The following is a 17,564-nucleotide window of genomic DNA, read 5'->3' as shown; positions in this document are numbered from 1 at the left end:
TTAAATAATTACAGTACTGCCGACTTAGCGTTCTTTAGCTCGATAAGACGCTGAAAATTGCCCATTGAAGACAGAATGAAAAATAATGAGCTAAGGATACCGTACTGATTGAGCTTAGCGAGTTGATCCCCCTCAAGGGCGCTGAGCTTTTGCTGGTTAATCGTGTAGTAGTTGTTGAGATTAACCTGTTCAACATTACTTAACTTAATCTGAATTGACACCGGTTCCAATAAATCCAGCTCATCAATTAAGGTAAATAAAGTGTGGTTATACTGTGCGCCGGTCTCAATGGTTTGCAGCGCCTTTTTGACATACTGCAGGTACTGTGACTCGCCTCCCATAGGCATAAACACGGCTTCCCCTTCATTACTGTTTACCCGCGCATCGTCCATATCGAGGCAGATTTTAGGGTCCGTAGGTTCGCCACTGTCGTTTTTACTGTAGCCTATGCTAAACGGGCCACGAGCCAGTAAAGCCGGCACATAACGGGTTGTCCAGCCGCTCGCGGATAAAAACAGGTTTTCATTTTTTTCCAACCCCAGAATAGCATGCAACTGTAACGACTCAGTCTCTTCGCCGCGATAAATGAGGATGGGGAATTCTTTTTGTAACTCAGTGATTTCAGAAGCATAGATCTGACAACGGTTGACGTTATCACTGGTACTGTTGGTGTCACTGACACTGATCTTGATATCAGCGTGATCAACGTTATTTAAAACGGCAATATTAGACATAGGAAAATTCGCTAAATAGCTAAGAAGAAACGATTAGTCTGCATCCTACCCTTAGCTGTGGTGACAGGCAAATGCTGACTTGACTACAACCGGGAAATGCCTGACCGGCACGGGTGCGCCGGTCAGGTTTTTACATCACTTAGAACGTGTAACGCGCGTTCAGAACGTAGCGTCTGTCCAGTTCCTGGATAAAGAAGGTGTTGTTGTAGCTGCGTCCATACTGGCGCTGGCCTTCTTCAGTCAGGTTGATGATATCCATGCTGACGGTCAGGTTTTCGCTGAACTCATAGCTAACGTTTACATCCACTTGCTCGTACTCGTCGATAAACAGCGGGTTACGAACAGAAGATACACCACGGTTAACTTCGCTCAGGAACGAGTCACGCCAGTTGTAAGCAACACGAGCAGACAGGCCGTCCATTTCGTAAATTAATACAATGTTGGCACTGTCAGACAGACCTTCCAGAGCGAACTGGTCTACTGCCGGATCGGCGCCTACGTCGTAACCGATATCACCGTCTACGATGGTGAAGTTAGCCTGATAACCAAAGCCTGACTCACCAAAGAAGTGCTGCCACGCTAACTCGTAACCCGAGATACGAGCACTTTGGTTGTTAACTGGCTGAGTCACCTCAAACAGCATGTTTGGATCGCCCGCTACCGGACCAACACTGTAGTTTGCGAATACTTCATCTGCGAAGGCCTGACCTTCCTGGAAGTCATCTGCCCCGCCCGGGAATGCATCCGGATTAGACAGCAGTGCTGTCATAGTAAAGAAGTTACGTTCGGTGACTTCGATACCACGTGACTCAAGCTCTGCAATCGCATCGCCAGACACTGTGCCAGCCTGACCTGAGGTTGGATCCTGTAAGCCAAACAGGCTCTGTGATACCTGCTGAGTACCTACGAAGTTATCTACGTCTTTACGGTAGTAACCCACAGACACCATGCTCGACTCACCATAGTAGTATTCCAGTGACAGGTCGAAGTTGTTTGACTCCAGCGGATCCAGTGCTGCGTTACCGCGGCTACCAGAGCCCTGACCACCCAGGTAAGTTGGACGGCTAGGCGCGCCAATGCTGGTTGCAGTGTACATCTGGTTGTAAGCAGGACGAGCCAGGGTCATGCTGTAAGAGAAACGGGCTTTCAGATCATCGGTCAGGTTAACTGACAAATCGATGTTCGGCAGCAGCGCCTCATAAGAGTGCTTCTCTGCCAGTGCATCGGTACCACTACCCAGCTGGATACGGAAATCGTTATCTGATAACCAGATAATTTGCTCAGGTACCGATTGCAGAGAGATAGACTCAACGTCTGTCTTCTCGTAACGCAGACCCACTACCAGGTTAGCTTCAAAGCCACCGATTTCGCCGTCCATTGTTGCCATACCGTAAAGTGACATGATGTCTTCTTTAACAGTATTGTTGTCAGACGCTACGGCTGGCAGATCGCCTGGAGTGAAACCATAGGCAGGCGCAACACCTTCTAACAGGTGTACAGCGTTACCAACAAACGACACGCTACCCAGTGGGATAGTGGTCGCGCCAGCTGGAACAGCCATACCATCAGCACCAGCAACACCGCTCATGTCATGATCTTCAAACGCACAGGCAGTACAACCGATTTCCAGCAGACCTTCAGGGATATTACCTACATCAGATACACCCCAGCCACCCAGCTGTGCTTCAGTTTCGTAGCGAACCTGGTTCATTTCAGTGCTCATGTAGCCCACACCGAAATCAAGTTTGATATCTGAACCCTGGTCCCAGGTACCGTCTAAACGGAACTGGGCAACGTCAGACGTCTGGTCAGAAGAAATTGCACGGGTAACCTGAGGACCTACGTCCGGCAGATCGAAAATACCGTTGTCGTTACCTTTCTGAGAATCGTCAACCACGATGCTTGCCTGAGGCATGTGTTGACCGAAGTCAACCGTTTGCCAGCCAGCAGCAGCACCCGCCACGTTGAAACGAATGACGTTTTTACCGTATGGACCAGCACCGCCACTCTTCGCCTCGGCAACAGACGCATCAAAACGCACGTTCAGTGAATCATTCGCCCACCAGTCAACGTTAAAGCCAAATGATGACAACTCATCCTTCGCACCCATTACCAGGTTTTGGAAGAAGAAGTCTTTACCGCCATCGATGTCTTCAGTGAAGCGGATTGGCGTAGCAACAACAGGGTTACCGTCAAATTCCATATCGGTAAACTGACGTGCAAACCAGATACCATCAACTACAGAAGTAGACTGGATCTCGTTGCTCGCGTAAGTTGCATCCGCAGTGATGGTCATTTCATCACTTGGTGCGTACTGAACGGTCAGCATACCGTTGATACGTTCACGGTTGTCTTGGTTAACACCTAAACCCAGGTTAGAAGGCATTGCAACCAGCTGGCCCTGAGTGGGAGCACTGGTAACGTTTGCACCCTGAACCAGACCAAAAGTGCCCGGAGAGTTAACATCCCAGTTATATAACTGGTAGTTTTCAACACTCATGTGGCGGCTACCAGAGTCACGCTCCTGGTAAGAACCAAAATACTGATACACCAAAGTTAGCGTCTTCGTTAACCCAGTTAGCCACACCACTCATTTCTGGTGTTACGCCATCACCACTTTCGTCTTTAACCGCTTTAACACCCACAGACGCACGGTTATCACCCTGTGCAAGTGGCTTTAAAGTATTGATATTGATTGTTGCACCGATACCACCTGAAGGTACCGCTGCGCGACCTGTTTTATAAACTTCAATGCCGCTAACACCTTCAGATGCCAGGTTAGAGAAGTCGAATGAACGAGTTGTACCAGAAGCGCCCTGATCAAGCGGGTTACCGGTAATTGAGGCAACGTTTGCGGCTGGCATCTGACGACCGTTCAGGGTTATCAGGTTGAAATTACCACCAAAACCACGAACAGTTACTTCAGAACCTTCACCGTTTACACGGTTGATTGATACACCCGTGATACGCTGTAGCGATTCAGCCAGGTTAGTATCCGGGAATTTACCCATGTCTTCAGCAGAGATGGCGTCAACAACACCAGTAGACTGACGCTTTACGTTCATTGATTGTGACAGACTGCCACGAACGCCGCGTACTTCGATCTTTTCAACTGTTTCCGCTTGTTGTGCCTGAACGCCTGTGGCGACCATCACATAAAGTGCCCCGGATACAGCAGTTGCTAGCTTGCTTTATAAAACATAATTTGGTTTCCAATGAGATTAACACTTTTTTATTTATATGCGCCGTTGGCCTTAACCAACTGTCATCTGATACCCAACCGATTAACCGATAATTAAGTGCAGGCTGACCTGCTGTTGCCTTGACGCAGTGCTAAATTCAATACAGTTCTCTCAATCCGTATTGAACCGTTACAACGGGAAATCAGGTTAACCGTTTGTAACGCCCCATATGTATAGTTACATTTTCGTAACAATGCAAGCTTTTTGTAAAGCAGATTAACTAATTGATAAGATTTTAACACTTCAACCCTGTTTGGTGCGATCTTTGCTTTGCATTAGGGTAGTAAAAAACTCATGAAACAAACTCATTCTAATCGATTTTATAAACAAACTTTATGAATAATCAGCATTAATCTGCTGTATATTAAACAGGCGTTTAACGATCAGATGAAGCGACGCAATCTGATAAAATAACAGTGAAATTTATTTTTTTATTTTATATCAGCAATTTAAGTTTATCTTTTGTGGTTTAAGCATAGCGATTATTTGTGTAATGCTGGATTTTGTGCCTGACTTACTGTTAATTAGTGCAAAGCAGCAGCAAAATACCGGATATACCTTTTAAGAATTTAAAAAGCAGGTATATTAACAAATCATCTTGCAACAGTGACTTAACATATCGATAACTAAAGCATTTGTTGCCTAATGCAATAATAATCAAACTGAGCAAATCAGTAGAGAAATGTGTTAATAAAAATGAAACAAACAGACCCCCTACAAAACGGCACACCTCTCGCTCTGATGACCGACAGGCAATTTTTTCACTGTCTGAAAGAACATGGTCCGATGACGCGAGCCGCCATAGCCAAGAAAACCGGTATTTCCCGGCCGACGATTTCAGAATCGGCGCAGCGGCTGGAGAAAAGCGACCTGGTGGTAGAAACCAGCCGTAAAACCAGAAATAAGCAAGGCCGTGCCGGCGTTATTTACGAAATAAACGCCGCTAAAGGGCTGACTCTGGCCATTGCCATCGATGTAAAGCAGATCCAGCTACGTCTTACCGACCTGTCTTTAAAAGTGATTCGTGATCAGTGCTTTTATATTGACCCGGGCTGGCAACAAGCAGAACTGGAAGAGGCTATTTTACGCTTTATCCGTCTGGCCGTGCAGGACCAGTCTTCGCCGTTACTGGCCATTGGCATTTCAGTTGCGGTACCGGTTAACTCACAAACCGGTGAAATTCTGGCATTGCCCTACTCTAAGTTCAGTATTATCCATGGCATTAACTTCAAAGCACTGCTTGAGGAGCATTTTGCCTGCCCGGTTACCCTCGACAACGACGTTAACTGGGCTACGCTGGCGGAAAAATCCCTTGGTATCGCTAAAAACGTCTCTGATTTTGTATTTATTTACTTTGGCGAGGGAATTGGTGCCGGGATTTATCTGGACAACCATCTGATCAGAGGCTCAACCGGTATCTCCGGCGAAATTGGGCATATCATGGTCAATGATAAAGAAAACCTGCAGGACTTTGTATCTAATCATCACCTCCAGCAAGCCCTGGAAGATGGCGTGAATTTAACCGGCCACCCGGCTATTTCACAAATTGGCACTACTCTGGCAACCATCGCGGCGGTCATCAACCCGAAGATGTTTGTACTGGGTGGGCCAATGACAAAATACCCACAGTTTATTCCGGCTATTATTAAACAAATCCAGCCCCAGCTGTTTAATAAGGTCAGCTTTATTCCCAGTAATGCGCCTAACTATGCGCCATTAAACGGCGTTCAGGCAGGCACTTACGAACTGGCTTTAAGTTCCCTTGGCCTGCCCTCACCGCCCGAGGCCGAATAACTAGAATACGGCGCTCAGCAGGAGCGCCAGTATAAAGGCTATCGTGCCTAACAGGGTTTCCATAACAGTCCAGGTTTTTAAGGTGGTTTTCTCATCCATTTGCAACAACCGTGACACCAGCCAAAAGCCCGAATCATTAAAATGTGACAGCACCGTAGCGCCCCCGGCAATGGCAATAACAATACAGCATAAATCTATCGCACTGAGGCCCGGAACCTGAGTTACTACCGGCGCAATCAACGCCGCGGTGGTCGTTAAGGCAACCGTGGCTGAGCCCTGCGCAACCCGCAAACAAACGGAAATCACAAACGCCGCCACTATAACCGGTAAGCCATTGTCTACCAGTAGTTGCGCAAACGCATCGCCTATCCCTGCAGCACGCAGCACACCACCAAACATTCCGCCGGCACCGGTGACCAGAATAACGGCACTTAAAGGCCCAAGCGCATCATTGCATAAACCTTCGTATTGCTTACGGTTGAATTGCTTGCGAAATAACCCAAACGCTATGAGCAGGGTTAATAACAGTGCTACCGGCGTCTTGCCAAGTAAACGCAGACCACTTAAAAAAGGCGACTCTTGCGGGATCATGCCAGCAACCTGCAGAGTATTCACCACGGTATCAAGGCAAATGAGACCAAACGGCAACAAGAGCACCGCGATAACCCGGGCAAAAGCAGGTTGCCTCTGGCTGTTGGGGTTAGATTCGCTATCAGTAAACCATGCGGGCAGGTCTATATTAAACCGCTTGCCAGCGTACATGGCATAAAGGTAACTGCCTGCATACCAGGTAGGGATAGCAATCACCGTTCCCACTATCAGCAACAGTCCAATATTTGCCCCCAGCAAATCAGCCGCGGCTACGGGCCCCGGGTGTGGCGGCACAAAGGCATGCATTACAGCAAACGCACCGGCCGCAGGAAGCACGGTTAACAGGGTTGATTGCTGCAAGCGCCTCGCCACACTCAGCAGGATGGGCATCATCACAATAAGCCCGGCATCAAAGAAGATCGGAAAACCAAACAGCAACGAAGTAATACCCAGAGCCAGTGGTGCTCGCTCGAGACCAAACAGGCTAATCATGCGCTGGGCCAGCACATCTGCCCCGCCGCTGCTCTCTAGTAACTTACCAATCATGCCGCCAAGACCTACCAGCAGGGCCACTGCGGCCAGCGTACTGCCGAAGCCCTGCATCATAACAGGCAGCACGTCAGCAGCGCCGATACCGGTTACCAGGGCAGTAATCAGACTTACTGTAATTAACGCAATGAGCGCATGCACCCGGGCTACAATAATCAGTCCCATCAGCACCAGAACCATGGTCAGTCCGGTTAACAGTAAAACAATATTGTCAGTTTGATTGCTCGCAATATCCATGAAATCTCGTTGTATTCTCTATTTAACTATTCACACAGCCGTCAAGCCGAGCTAAAATGTTACGCATAACATTTAGCAGAACATTTTTTTAACAAGAACGCAAGCAGACTCTATGACAGCCATCGATAAAATCCCCGCTCCCTGTTGCATTATAGTTATGGGCGTCAGCGGCAGTGGTAAAAGTACGGTTGGTGAACGTCTCGCAGAGGCTGCCAGCGCCGCCTTTATTGACGGTGACGACCTGCACCCGCCGGCGAATATAGCTAAAATGTCGCGGGGTGAAGCGCTCAATGATGAAGACCGAGCGCCCTGGCTAAAACAGATTGCCGCGACTGCCGAGCAGCATGTTACAGCAGAAAAAACGGTAGTGATTGTTTGTTCTGCACTGAAAAAGCAGTACCGGGATATATTTCGTGCGCATATCAGTCGCGTAAGCTTTGTTTTTCTGGATGGCCGGTTTGAGCTTATTAAACGTCGGATGGAAGCACGTCAGGCACATTTTATGAAAGCCGAAATGCTGGAAAGTCAGTTTAATACGCTGGAACGGCCTGCTGCTGACGAACAGGATGTGTACGCCGTGGATATTGAGTTACCTATTGAAGAGTTGGTTGCTGATATTCAGCGTCACCTGCCGCTCATTTCACCGGATTAACTCAACGATTCTCCCTCGGTGTAAGAAAAGCCCAGATCAAAAAGCTTATCAGAGGGCGCTTTACCGTTGATCACATCAATAAGAAGGCGTGCGCTTTTAATCCCAATGGCCTGACGCGGGGTCACCACACTGGTGAGTTTAGGTTGCATGGTAAGGCCGATATCCAGCCCGTTATAACCCATCACAGAAAGATCATCCGGTATCCGTATACCTTCATTTTTACAGTACTGCATGGCCCCTACAGCCAAATCATCATTTGTACAAAATATACCATCCACCCTGTCAAAGGTATCGAGCGCCTGCTGCAGCAATTTCATGCCCTGCGAAAAACTCGACTGAAACGGTGTAGCCACGGTTTGCGGAGTAAGCCCTGCTTCCCACATAGCCTGCTCGTAGCCTTGCTGACGCAGCATGGTTCGTCGGTCCAGCCGGGCTGCCAGATAAACAATGTGCTGTTTATTGCTGGCAATCATCCGGGTTACCGCATTAAAAGCAGCCGCTTTATGATCGAGCCCTACCACCATATCTATTGGGGCTTCCGGTAACTCCATGCACTCCACAACCGGAATGCCCGCCTGCTTTAACATTGTTCGGGTGCGGTCGGTATGTTCGGTTTCGCAAAGGATCATGCCATCCACCTGATAAGACAGCAACATTTCAATCTTGCGTTCTTCTACCTTGGGATCATAGCCTGAATGAGCCAGTAATATGTCGAAAGATTCTGCGTTGGTAATGGTTTCAATGCCATCCACCAAAGCAGAAAACACCTGGTTTGATAAAGATGGGATGACCACACCAATGGTGCGACTCAGCGCTCTGGACATTAACGCCGGCGCGCGGTTATGAATATAGCCGGAATGTTTTACCGCCTGAGCAATTTTTTCGCGCGTGGCGGGAGCTACTTTTTCTGGAGAACGAAAATACCGGGAGACCGTCATTTTGGTAATGCCCAGTTGATCGGCAATATCTTGTAGGGAGGCGCGATTGGTCATAAATGTTAACAGACATAATTGGTCATCGAACACCTATGTTACACGTAACATTTTGTTGTGGGAATACCAATCTTTGGCTTAAGCATTTAAATGCAGTGCGTTAAAACAGTGCATCACCCATATTCAGGTTAGTGCAAAGCCGGTAGGTTTATTACTATACCGGCTTTAAGATAGCGGCCAGAAGCCAGTATTCAGTCTGCTGTGCTGATTTGCCGCAGTCGTGCAGCGCTGTTATCACACCAGTAGCAATTTTCTGCAGGCTTAAGTTCAATGGCCTGGGTAAAAGCCTGCTTTGCCTGTGCATACTGCCCGTTAACAAAATACGCTTCCCCAAGACTGTCCCACAAATTACCGTCATCCCTGAACAGATCGACATTCAGCAGCAACAGGGCTATTGCATCGTTATATCGTTCATTATCTATTAACCGCAAACCGGCACGATTCAGAGTACGCTTGTTATCAATCCTGCTGGCAAACGTTTCCTGCAACACCGCCTTTTTGCGCTCAGGGTTACCGGCTGTGCGCAGCGATAGTCCTGCAATTTGACTGGTGATGCCGGTCTCAAACGCCGGTAACGGTTCCTTTTCAAAAAGGTATTGCTCGATGTAATAAGGCAAGGCCATGGTACTTTCCACCAATGCGTTAGAGGCAAACAGGATAAGTATCTGTTCGTCAGGCAACCAGCGAAAATCAAAGTAGTAGGTACCATTTGAGCCATTGTGACCAATAAAAGTGGTTTCCCGGGGGGTTGGCATAATTGCCCAGCCATAACCATAGTGGCTGGTGCCCTCCTCGTTTTCTGCCACATGGGGCTCAAAGAGCTGATCACGGTATTTTGCAGCCAACACCGATTCGCTCTGCAGCGCTTGTGCCCACAGATACATATCATTCATGGTGGACAGCATGCCGCCATTCCCTTTCAGTGGCCAGGCGATAGCCGCGTCCTCAAAATACTTATCCCGGGTACTGCCCGTCTCTACTTCGCCAAACAAATAGCCGGCAGCCGCAGGGAGTTCTGCCAGTAGCGGATTAAGATAGCCAGTATGGCGCATACCGGCTGGCTCAAATAAGGCCTCCTGAAGGTACTCTTCGTAGGACATCCCGCTGACCAGCTCAATGATCCGCGCCAGAATACTGTAACCGGCATTTGAATAGGCGTAGCCTTCACCTGGCGCAAAATATAGCGGTAAAGCAAATAACCGGTTAAAGAACTCGTCCGTAGGAACGTGTGTGAAATCTCTCGCTCCAATACCATTGGCAATACCGGCTGAATGGGTAAGAAGCTGATGCAGGGTGATAGCTTGTTTATCTTCGGGCAGGCGGTTAAAAAACCGGCTAATTGGCATTGCAGTGCTCAGCTTGCCCTGTTGTACAAGATGCATCACTGCCGCGGCGGTAAATTGCTTGGTTACCGAGCCGGTATCAAACAGGGTATCGGCGGTTATAGCTGTACTCCTCAGCCGCTCTGTTTTTCCGTAACCTTTATTTAAACGGAGCTTACCGTTTTCAGCAATTAATACGGCGCCGCTGAAACCGTTAGCCTCCGCAGTCGTTAAATACTGATCAAGCTGATTAAAGTCGGCTGCATCGGCAGCTAAAACCATGGGACTGGTAACTATTACCAGGGCAAGCAGGACTATTTTGGGTAAACGCATCACCAACTCCGTTTCAGGTGCTTTTTAATATAGTCGCAAACGCAGCCCAAAAAGTTTTATTGTTGCTGCTGATGTTTAATCGTCTGCCACTGAGAAACAAAACAGTTGTATAGTGTCTGGTCGAAGAGGTAAAAATCAATCTTAAGTGCCCCGGCAAATTGTAAACAAGCGTTAATAGCCACGCTTGCCGCCTCCTTATGAGGGTAGCCATAAACACCACAGGATATAGCCGGGAAAGCCACCGATTGGCAGCCGTTATGAACGGCCAGCTGGCAACTTTGCTTGTACGCACTGGCAAGGGTTTGGGCAGGATGTGGATCCTGATGATAGATGGGCCCCACCGTATGAATAACAAATTTAGCCGGCAGGTTGCCCGCCGGGGTAATTCGCGCTTCTCCCGGAGGACAGCGCACGCCATCTTTTAAAGCTACCGCCTGACAGGCTTTTAAGAGCGCCAGACCTGCAGCCCGGTGAATGGCACCATCAACGCCACCGCCGCCAAGCATGGCCGGGTTAGCCGCATTAACGATAGCGTCGGTGGTTGCACCGGTAATATCACCCAGCACGAAGCGAATTGCCATAAGCGTATACCGTTCAGGGAATAAGCTCTTTACTATGCCACTGCCCCTGGTGTTTTTCAAAACACTGCCGCTGCTGCGGGTTACCGCGCAGATTAAGGTAATCCACACTTTCTACCAGTAGGGTTAGTACGCAGAAATGATCGGGCGGGAAATTCGTGTTGGCACTGTGATCAATCAGAGACTTTTTCGGTGCTGTGCGCTCGGAGCCGGGCTCGCCCCATAAAAACTGTTGCCGGGCTGCCACTGACAAACGCTCCCAATGTTGCTGGCACAACGCTCTGTCATCGTTCGGCGTATCCACCCTGCAGCTTACCCTCATTCGGTATTGTTCACGGGTTTTGGCGAAATACCAACAAACCGCCGCATGAGGATTGCTATGCAACTCAGTAACTTTCTTGTTGCGGGTGTCGGTAACCACCCACATCAGGGACTGGTTCTCATCAACCCCGCGACATACCACAGTGCGATTATGCGGCAGGCCACCGCTATCGACCGTCGCCAGCTGGAAATAGCGGCTTTCCGGCATATCCCGGGTTTTATCGAGACTTTTTAAAAGTAACACGCGCCAGTCAGACATAGTGTTTAACTATTTGGCTTAATGGCAGAGAACAGGCGATAAAAATTCGCTGTAGTGGCTTTAGCCAGTTCAGCCACACTGATACCGCGAAGTTCAGCAATAAATTCAGCGACTTCTACCACATAGCCGGGCTGATTGGGTTTACCGCGATGGGGCACCGGTGCCAGCCAGGGCGAATCGGTTTCAATCAGTAACCGCTCAAGAGGAATAGCCTTGGTTACCGCCTGTAATTCTGCGGCAGACTTAAAGGTAACAATGCCGGAAATAGAAATATAAAAGCCCATTTCCATGGCCGCCTCGGCCATGGGTAAATCTTCGGTGAAGCAATGCAGTACACCAATAGTGTGATCGGCTTTGTACTGCTTTAACAGCGCGATGGTATCTTCGCGAGCATCGCGGGTGTGAATGATCAGCGGTTTGTTGGTTTCATTGGCCACTTTGATATGGTCGATAAACGACTGGATCTGCACCTCACGGGTGTCTTCGCTGTAATAGTAATCCAGTCCGGTTTCGCCAATTGCAATCACCTTATCGCTACTGGCCGCTGCCAGCAAGGTGTCGTAATCGCAAGCATCTTCCTGATGCAAAGGGTGTACGCCACAGGATACCGACACATCATCGAAACCGCTGACTGTGCTAAGCATCTGCGGGTAATCTTTTACCGATACCGACACACAAAGAAAGTGTTCCACCCCGCGCTGGCGGGCAAATGCCAGCGTTTGGGCCAACTCTTCGGTATTTTGTTTCAGGCGGTCGAGATGACAATGAGAATCTACAAACAAAAAAAGCTCCTTAGGCTTGTTTTAGTAATGAAAAAATCTGGCTCAACAGCAGCACTTTATTAACGCCGGGGTGACGTCCCCTGACAGCATAGGCAATACAGTGCTGATAACGCTGCAAGTCTTCTTTACGCTGTGTTTTGCAGTATTGATCATGATAATACTGCTGGCACCAGTAAATCACCTGTTCTGCATGCTCCTGCCATTTCGACGCCACTTCCGTGACATCCTGGTTATTACCCAACAAGGCTTCCAGACCGGTGAGAAAATCCCGGTAACTCAGCGCACTTTCATCGGTTAACGCCCGGGCTACCCGCAGTGGCGCATTACCATAAGCGTTGAGTAGCGCCTGATCAACCTCATCATGGCCCTGGCCTGCCAGCCAGCTAAGACTTTGTTGTGCGGATGGTGTAGCAATGACGTGTTTTTCGCAGCGACTTAAAATGGTCGGCAGTAATCCGGCTACCCGGTGCGTTAATAACAACAGGTAAGTGTTGTCGGTGGGCTCTTCCAGCGTTTTAAGTAAAGCATTAGAGGCCGCTTCGGTCATCCGCTCGGCTGCCGGAATGATCAACACTTTGTGACGGCCGATCTGCGCCGTGGTATTTAACTTACCAATAGCTTCACGGATGGCATCAACGCCTAGCTGTTTATCGCTTTCCAGCACGTAACGGTCGGGATGGGTACCTGCCTCAATCAGTTTGCAACTCTGGCATTCACCGCAGGGGCCGTCACTCCTCGGGTGCAAACACAGTATGGCCTGCATCAGGGCATCAGCTAACTCACGCTTGCCCACGCCCTGCGGGCCACTTAGCAAAATGCCATGGTGTAGTGTACTGGCCTGAAAGCGCTGTACCAGCTGCTGATATCGCTCGGCTAACCAGGGTAACGCTAGCATGAAAGATACTGCTCCAGCGTGCGTTGAACATCCCGGTGCACATCGGCCATAGGCTGCATAGCATCAATGGTGATGATGCTGCTATCGGCAGCAGCCAGTTGCAGATAACGGGCGCGGGTGCGCTCAAAAAAGCCCAGCCCGGCTAACTCAATGCGATCCAGCTCACCACGCCCGCGGGCACGTTCTAAGCCCACAGCGGGCTCGACATCCAGATACAGAGTGAGATCGGGTTTAAACCCTTTTAACGTAATATCACTGAGCGCCGACAGCGTGGTCTGCGCAATCTCGCGCCCCCCCCCCTGGTATGCTTGCGAGGATAAATCGTGGCGATCGCCGATCACCCAGCTGCCTGCATCCATAGCCGGCTTGATCACGTTAGCCAACAGTTGCGCCCGCGCGGCATACATCAGCATCAGTTCGGTTTCCTCCACCACATTTTCCTGCCAGTTTTGCTTTACGCAGTTGCGAATGGCCTCAGCCATGGGTGTGCCGCCGGGTTCCCGGGTTGTCACGGTAGTAAAGCCTTTTGACTTAACCGCTTGTTCTACCAGTGCAATCACTGAACTCTTGCCGGCCCCTTCAAGGCCTTCAACGACGATAAACTTACCTGACATCTATGGTTGCCCATCCTTTCGGTTTAACTGGAACTCTCGTACCGCTTGATTATGTTCTTCTAATGTATTGGAAAACTGGTGGCTGCCATCACCGCGAGCCACAAAATAAAGCTCCGTCGTCAGCGCAGGCTGCAAGGCCGCATCAATAGCAACCCGGCCAATCATGGCAATGGGCCCTGGCGGTAGCCCTTTATGCACGTAGGTATTGTAAGGGGTATTCTCGCGTAAGTGTTTGCGGGTCAGATTCCCGTCGAACCGTTCACCGAGTCCGTAAATGACCGTTGGATCGGTTTGCAGCCGCATATTCTGCTCCAGACGATTCACAAATACCCCGGCAATACGCGCTCGTTCCGATGCCAGTGCGGTTTCTTTTTCGATAATCGACGCCATGGTTAACACATCCACCGGCGCCTCATAGGGCAAGCCTGGTTCGCGTTTAGCCCACATCTGAAGTAAATAGTCCTGCATGGCAGCAGACGCTCGTTTGAGGATCTCACTGGCTGGCGTCTGATTTGTAAAGTGATAGGTGTCCGCCAGCAGCAGGCCTTCAAGACTATTTAATGGCTCAGCGCTGTAGGGCTGCCATTCAGCAATAAGGCGCTGAACAAGTGCCTCCTCATTAGCAGTGAGGTCAGCTTTAAGGCGCGGATGGGCTTTAAGCGTTGTCAACCATTGCTGGTAGGTTTGGCCTTCAATCAGGCTGATATCAAACTGTACTTCCTCGCCATGGGAGAGTAATTCAAAAGCGCCCGCCAACGTTAATGGCGGCTCAAAGGCATAAGTACCGGCGAGAATAGGCTGGCCACCATAAACTAGCTTAAGCCACAGCCGGGCTGCAAGCGTAGGCATGGGTAGCCACCCTCGCTGCTCAAAGCGCATCAGCGTTTCTATCGCGCCCTGACCGGGTGTCAGGGTAAATAACTGGCGCTGTTCTATATTCAGCGGCTTAGCAAACTGCTGATGCAGCCAGCCCAAGGTTGCCATCGCTGCGCCCACTACAATGATTAACCCTAACGCCAGTTTACGCAGCACCGTATTCTCCTGCATAAACCGGGGCCAGTGACTTGTGGAGCGACAGTACCGGCCCAATGTCCAGTTGCCGTTCAGACTCACCCAGAGTGAGGATTTTCACCGGCACGATTTGCATCAGTGCATTGGATAAAAACATCGCATCAACGTGGGCGATTTCCGTTAACTGCTGTTCTATGATGTGGATCTCAGGACAATGGTCGAGGATAAACTGCCGCATAACACCATTAACGCCGGCCAGTGCCAGCGATGAGGTAAACCACTGCCCGCCAGCCAGCCAGAACAGGTTTGCTGCGCTGGCTTCAATTACATTTTGCTCGGTGTCGGTGACAATAGCATCGTCGAAGTCTGTTTTACCCAGCGCCTGTTTAATGAAAACCTGCTCTAAGCGATTGGCATGCTTTAGCCCGGCCAGTAAAGGCTGCCTGGCTAGGGTCACAGGCACAGTCCCAACATGAATCCCCTGTTGTTGCCAGCTTTGATAAATAGCCGGCACGTCATGCCAGCTCACGGCAACGTTTACCTTTGGCTCTGCCAGACGCGCATAGCCACGACCGCCCTGCCCGGCACCAATTAACACCTTGAGCACGCCGTCGTTTCGCTCTGGTAAGGCGGCCGCAATAACCTGACGAATGGCTCCGGCGTTAACCGTTAGGCCAAGGGCCTGGCTGTCATTGACCAGACGATCAATGTGGCGATTTAACAGCGCTACTTTACCTTCCGATACGCGCATAGTAGTAAACGTACCGTCACCATAATTGGCCAGCCGGTCATTCAGGGCAAATTGTTGCAGTGGAGCCAGTCCATTGGGATCAGTCATACAGCGCGTTCGGCAGTCACCGGGTTAGTCAGGTTCAGTCGGGTATTGTATCAGCAATTTTATTAATACCAAGTCGCAGCAGCTCATGGTTTGCACGGCAAAGAAAAAGGGAGCTCACGGCTCCCTTTTTCTAGTATTGATTTCGGCCTACGGGCGCTTGAAAACCAGGCTGCCATTAGTGCCACCAAAACCAAAGGAGTTACACAGTGCGTACTCTTCTTCAAAGGCCTTGGCTTTGTGCGGAACAAAGTCCAGATCGCAGCCTTCACCCGGTTCGTCCAGGTTAATAGTAGGCGGAGCCAGCTTGTCACGCAGTGCCAGTATAGTGAAAATCGCCTCAACCGAACCGGCTGCACCGAGTAAGTGACCGGTCATGGATTTCGTTGAGCTAACCAGCACTTTATGCGCGTGGTCACCAAACACGCTCTTCACCGCAGACACTTCGGCAATATCACCGGCCGGCGTTGACGTACCATGCGCATTAATATACCCAATCAGGGACGGGTCAATTTTGGCATCGTTGATGGCATTTACCATCGACGCTGCAGCGCCTTCGCCATTCTCTGGTGGTGACGTCATATGGTACGCATCGCCGCTCATGCCAAAGCCGACCAGCTCCGCATAAATGGTCGCACCGCGCGCTTTGGCCGCTTCGTATTCCTCAAGCATTACCACACCGGCACCTTCGCCCATAACGAAACCATCACGGTCTTTATCCCACGGACGACTTGCCTGTTGCGGCGCATCGTTGCGTGAAGACAAAGCACGAGCAGAAGCAAAGCCAGCCATACCCAATGGCGTGATAGACGCTTCGGCACCACCGGCAAGCATGGCATCCGCATCACCATAAGCGATAGTCCGGGCTGCTACACCAATGTTATGCACACCGGTAGTACAGGCAGTCACGATATTCAGGTTTGGCCCTTTCAGCCCTGCCATGATCGACAAAAATCCGGAAATCATATTAGTGATAGTGGAAGGCACAAAGAACGGCGATACCCGACGAGGGCCGCTGTTAACCAGCTTGGAGTGGTTTTCTTCGATAAGCTCCAGACCGCCAATACCTGAACCAATGGCAATGCCTACGCGAGACGCGTTTTCAGGCGTTACTTCAAGACCCGAGTCCTGTAATGCCTGCTTGCCCGCTGCAATACCCAACTGGATAAAGCGGTCCATTTTCTTGGTTTCTTTTTTATCGATATAGTCTTGCGGATCAAAATCATTGATTTGACCAGCAAACCGGGTGGAATAGTTACTACAGTCAAAATGGGTAATGTCGCCAATCCCGCTTTCGCCAGCCAGAATTCGGCGCCAGGTTTTGTCGGTAGACAAACCTAAAGGAGACAGCGTACCCAAGCCAGTAACCACTACGCGACGTTTTGTCACAGAATGTCCTCGCATCGGAACTAATCAGAAAAACCCAACGGTAATCGCCACAAAGCGTTCGTTGAGCGATAACAATACATACAAAAACGGCTCTGTTACAGAGCCGTTTTTCACTAACTAAAAAAGAAGCTTACGCGTCTTTGTTAGCGTTGATGTAGTCAATTGCAGACTGAACAGTAGTGATTTTCTCTGCTTCTTCGTCTGGAATTTCAGTGTCGAATTCTTCTTCCAACGCCATGACTAACTCAACAGTGTCAAGTGAATCAGCGCCCAGATCATCAACAAAAGATGCTTCGGATTTTACTTCTTCTTCTTTAACACCAAGCTGCTCAACGATGATTTTTTTTACGCGCTCTTCAATGTTACTCATAATTCTAGGTTTCCCTTAACGTCACTAGATACAAAAATTGTCGCTAGTTTATTTTGCAATATTA

The 17,564-nt window shown here is 49.6% G+C and carries 17 protein-coding genes; 2 read left to right on the top strand and 15 right to left on the bottom strand.

From position 1 onward, the window contains the following. Positions 1–8: 8 nt before the first annotated feature. The 3 genes from AC566Q_RS10990 to AC566Q_RS10980 form a co-directional block, all read right to left on the bottom strand. On the bottom strand, positions 9–734 hold the full coding sequence (locus AC566Q_RS10990; RefSeq protein WP_499616613.1) for a SapC family protein: 726 nt from the start codon (positions 732–734) through the stop codon (positions 9–11). A gap of 139 nt (positions 735–873) precedes the next feature. Continuing rightward, positions 874–3,285, bottom strand: coding sequence for a TonB-dependent receptor (locus AC566Q_RS10985; RefSeq protein ID WP_499617474.1), 2,412 nt, complete (start codon positions 3,283–3,285; stop codon positions 874–876). After that, entirely contained in the window at positions 3,251–3,886 is a 636-nt protein-coding gene (locus AC566Q_RS10980) for a TonB-dependent receptor plug domain-containing protein (protein ID WP_499617467.1), read from the bottom strand. The genes AC566Q_RS10985 and AC566Q_RS10980 overlap by 35 nt, the downstream gene beginning before the upstream one ends. Before the next feature lie 786 nt (positions 3,887–4,672). Here AC566Q_RS10980 and AC566Q_RS10975 point away from each other — a divergent pair. Beyond that, positions 4,673–5,770 (top strand): ROK family transcriptional regulator, encoded by a 1,098-nt coding sequence (locus tag AC566Q_RS10975; RefSeq protein ID WP_499616611.1) that lies wholly within the window; start codon positions 4,673–4,675, stop codon positions 5,768–5,770. Here the strand turns inward: AC566Q_RS10975 and AC566Q_RS10970 are convergent, their stop codons facing one another. After that, complete coding sequence (locus tag AC566Q_RS10970; RefSeq protein ID WP_499616608.1) at positions 5,771–7,147, bottom strand: GntP family permease; 1,377 nt, start codon at positions 7,145–7,147, stop codon at positions 5,771–5,773. 112 nt (positions 7,148–7,259) lie between these two features. Here AC566Q_RS10970 and AC566Q_RS10965 point away from each other — a divergent pair, with 112 nt between their 5' ends. Beyond that, positions 7,260–7,799, top strand: coding sequence for a gluconokinase (locus tag AC566Q_RS10965; protein WP_499616606.1), 540 nt, complete (start codon positions 7,260–7,262; stop codon positions 7,797–7,799). Here AC566Q_RS10965 and AC566Q_RS10960 read toward each other — a convergent pair. The 11 genes from AC566Q_RS10960 to acpP all read right to left on the bottom strand — a co-directional run bounded on the left by AC566Q_RS10960 (position 7,796) and on the right by acpP (position 17,500). Beyond that, on the bottom strand, positions 7,796–8,791 hold the full coding sequence (locus AC566Q_RS10960) for a substrate-binding domain-containing protein (RefSeq protein WP_499616603.1): 996 nt from the start codon (positions 8,789–8,791) through the stop codon (positions 7,796–7,798). The two genes, AC566Q_RS10965 and AC566Q_RS10960, sit on opposite strands and share 4 nt — an antisense overlap. Before the next feature lie 191 nt (positions 8,792–8,982). Next, complete coding sequence (locus AC566Q_RS10955; protein WP_499616600.1) at positions 8,983–10,446, bottom strand: serine hydrolase; 1,464 nt, start codon at positions 10,444–10,446, stop codon at positions 8,983–8,985. 56 nt (positions 10,447–10,502) lie between these two features. After that, positions 10,503–11,027, bottom strand: a complete 525-nt coding sequence (locus tag AC566Q_RS10950; protein WP_499616598.1) for a macro domain-containing protein — start codon at positions 11,025–11,027, stop codon at positions 10,503–10,505. A 13-nt stretch (positions 11,028–11,040) separates the two neighbouring features. Continuing rightward, on the bottom strand, positions 11,041–11,604 hold the full coding sequence (locus tag AC566Q_RS10945; RefSeq protein WP_499616595.1) for a pyridoxamine 5'-phosphate oxidase family protein: 564 nt from the start codon (positions 11,602–11,604) through the stop codon (positions 11,041–11,043). Between the two features lie 5 nt (positions 11,605–11,609). Then, positions 11,610–12,386: a TatD family hydrolase gene (locus AC566Q_RS10940; RefSeq protein WP_499616592.1), complete on the bottom strand. Its 777-nt coding sequence runs from the start codon at positions 12,384–12,386 to the stop codon at positions 11,610–11,612. 10 nt (positions 12,387–12,396) lie between these two features. Next, positions 12,397–13,281 (bottom strand): DNA polymerase III subunit delta', encoded by an 885-nt coding sequence (gene holB, locus AC566Q_RS10935; RefSeq protein WP_499616590.1) that lies wholly within the window; start codon positions 13,279–13,281, stop codon positions 12,397–12,399. Continuing rightward, entirely contained in the window at positions 13,275–13,895 is a 621-nt protein-coding gene (tmk, locus tag AC566Q_RS10930) for a dTMP kinase (RefSeq protein WP_499616588.1), read from the bottom strand. Before tmk ends, holB begins: the two co-directional genes overlap by 7 nt. After that, positions 13,896–14,927, bottom strand: a complete 1,032-nt coding sequence (mltG, locus tag AC566Q_RS10925) for an endolytic transglycosylase MltG (protein WP_499616585.1) — start codon at positions 14,925–14,927, stop codon at positions 13,896–13,898. Further along, complete coding sequence (gene pabC, locus AC566Q_RS10920; RefSeq protein WP_499616583.1) at positions 14,917–15,744, bottom strand: aminodeoxychorismate lyase; 828 nt, start codon at positions 15,742–15,744, stop codon at positions 14,917–14,919. The genes mltG and pabC overlap by 11 nt, the downstream gene beginning before the upstream one ends. Before the next feature lie 147 nt (positions 15,745–15,891). Then, the gene (fabF, locus tag AC566Q_RS10915; protein WP_499616581.1) at positions 15,892–17,130 is read right to left on the bottom strand and encodes a beta-ketoacyl-ACP synthase II; all 1,239 of its coding nucleotides are present in this window, start codon (positions 17,128–17,130) and stop codon (positions 15,892–15,894) included. 130 nt (positions 17,131–17,260) lie between these two features. Then, a complete protein-coding gene (acpP, locus tag AC566Q_RS10910; protein WP_018981476.1) occupies positions 17,261–17,500 on the bottom strand; it encodes an acyl carrier protein in 240 nt (79 codons plus the stop codon). Between the last annotated feature and the right edge of the window lie 64 nt (positions 17,501–17,564).

The sequence above is a fragment of the Alteromonas sp. H02 genome (genome assembly GCF_059682525.1).
Note: the sequence above shows the minus strand (reverse complement) of the source record. Positions and strands in the feature narration are given on the sequence as shown.

What these genes read in the sequence shown, in the direction of transcription:
- pabC (WP_499616583.1), bottom strand. Translation starts at nt 15,744, where the DNA reads ATGACTGATCCCAATGGACTGGCTCCACTGCAACAATTTGCCCTGAAT.
- AC566Q_RS10945 (WP_499616595.1), bottom strand. Translation starts at nt 11,604, where the DNA reads ATGTCTGACTGGCGCGTGTTACTTTTAAAAAGTCTCGATAAAACCCGG.
- AC566Q_RS10955 (WP_499616600.1), bottom strand. Translation starts at nt 10,446, where the DNA reads ATGCGTTTACCCAAAATAGTCCTGCTTGCCCTGGTAATAGTTACCAGT.
- AC566Q_RS10990 (WP_499616613.1), bottom strand. Translation starts at nt 734, where the DNA reads ATGTCTAATATTGCCGTTTTAAATAACGTTGATCACGCTGATATCAAG.
- AC566Q_RS10965 (WP_499616606.1), top strand. Translation starts at nt 7,260, where the DNA reads ATGACAGCCATCGATAAAATCCCCGCTCCCTGTTGCATTATAGTTATG.
- AC566Q_RS10980 (WP_499617467.1), bottom strand. Translation starts at nt 3,886, where the DNA reads ATGGTCGCCACAGGCGTTCAGGCACAACAAGCGGAAACAGTTGAAAAG.
- acpP (WP_018981476.1), bottom strand. Translation starts at nt 17,500, where the DNA reads ATGAGTAACATTGAAGAGCGCGTAAAAAAAATCATCGTTGAGCAGCTT.
- AC566Q_RS10950 (WP_499616598.1), bottom strand. Translation starts at nt 11,027, where the DNA reads ATGGCAATTCGCTTCGTGCTGGGTGATATTACCGGTGCAACCACCGAC.
- holB (WP_499616590.1), bottom strand. Translation starts at nt 13,281, where the DNA reads ATGCTAGCGTTACCCTGGTTAGCCGAGCGATATCAGCAGCTGGTACAG.
- tmk (WP_499616588.1), bottom strand. Translation starts at nt 13,895, where the DNA reads ATGTCAGGTAAGTTTATCGTCGTTGAAGGCCTTGAAGGGGCCGGCAAG.
- AC566Q_RS10960 (WP_499616603.1), bottom strand. Translation starts at nt 8,791, where the DNA reads ATGACCAATCGCGCCTCCCTACAAGATATTGCCGATCAACTGGGCATT.
- AC566Q_RS10970 (WP_499616608.1), bottom strand. Translation starts at nt 7,147, where the DNA reads ATGGATATTGCGAGCAATCAAACTGACAATATTGTTTTACTGTTAACC.
- AC566Q_RS10975 (WP_499616611.1), top strand. Translation starts at nt 4,673, where the DNA reads ATGAAACAAACAGACCCCCTACAAAACGGCACACCTCTCGCTCTGATG.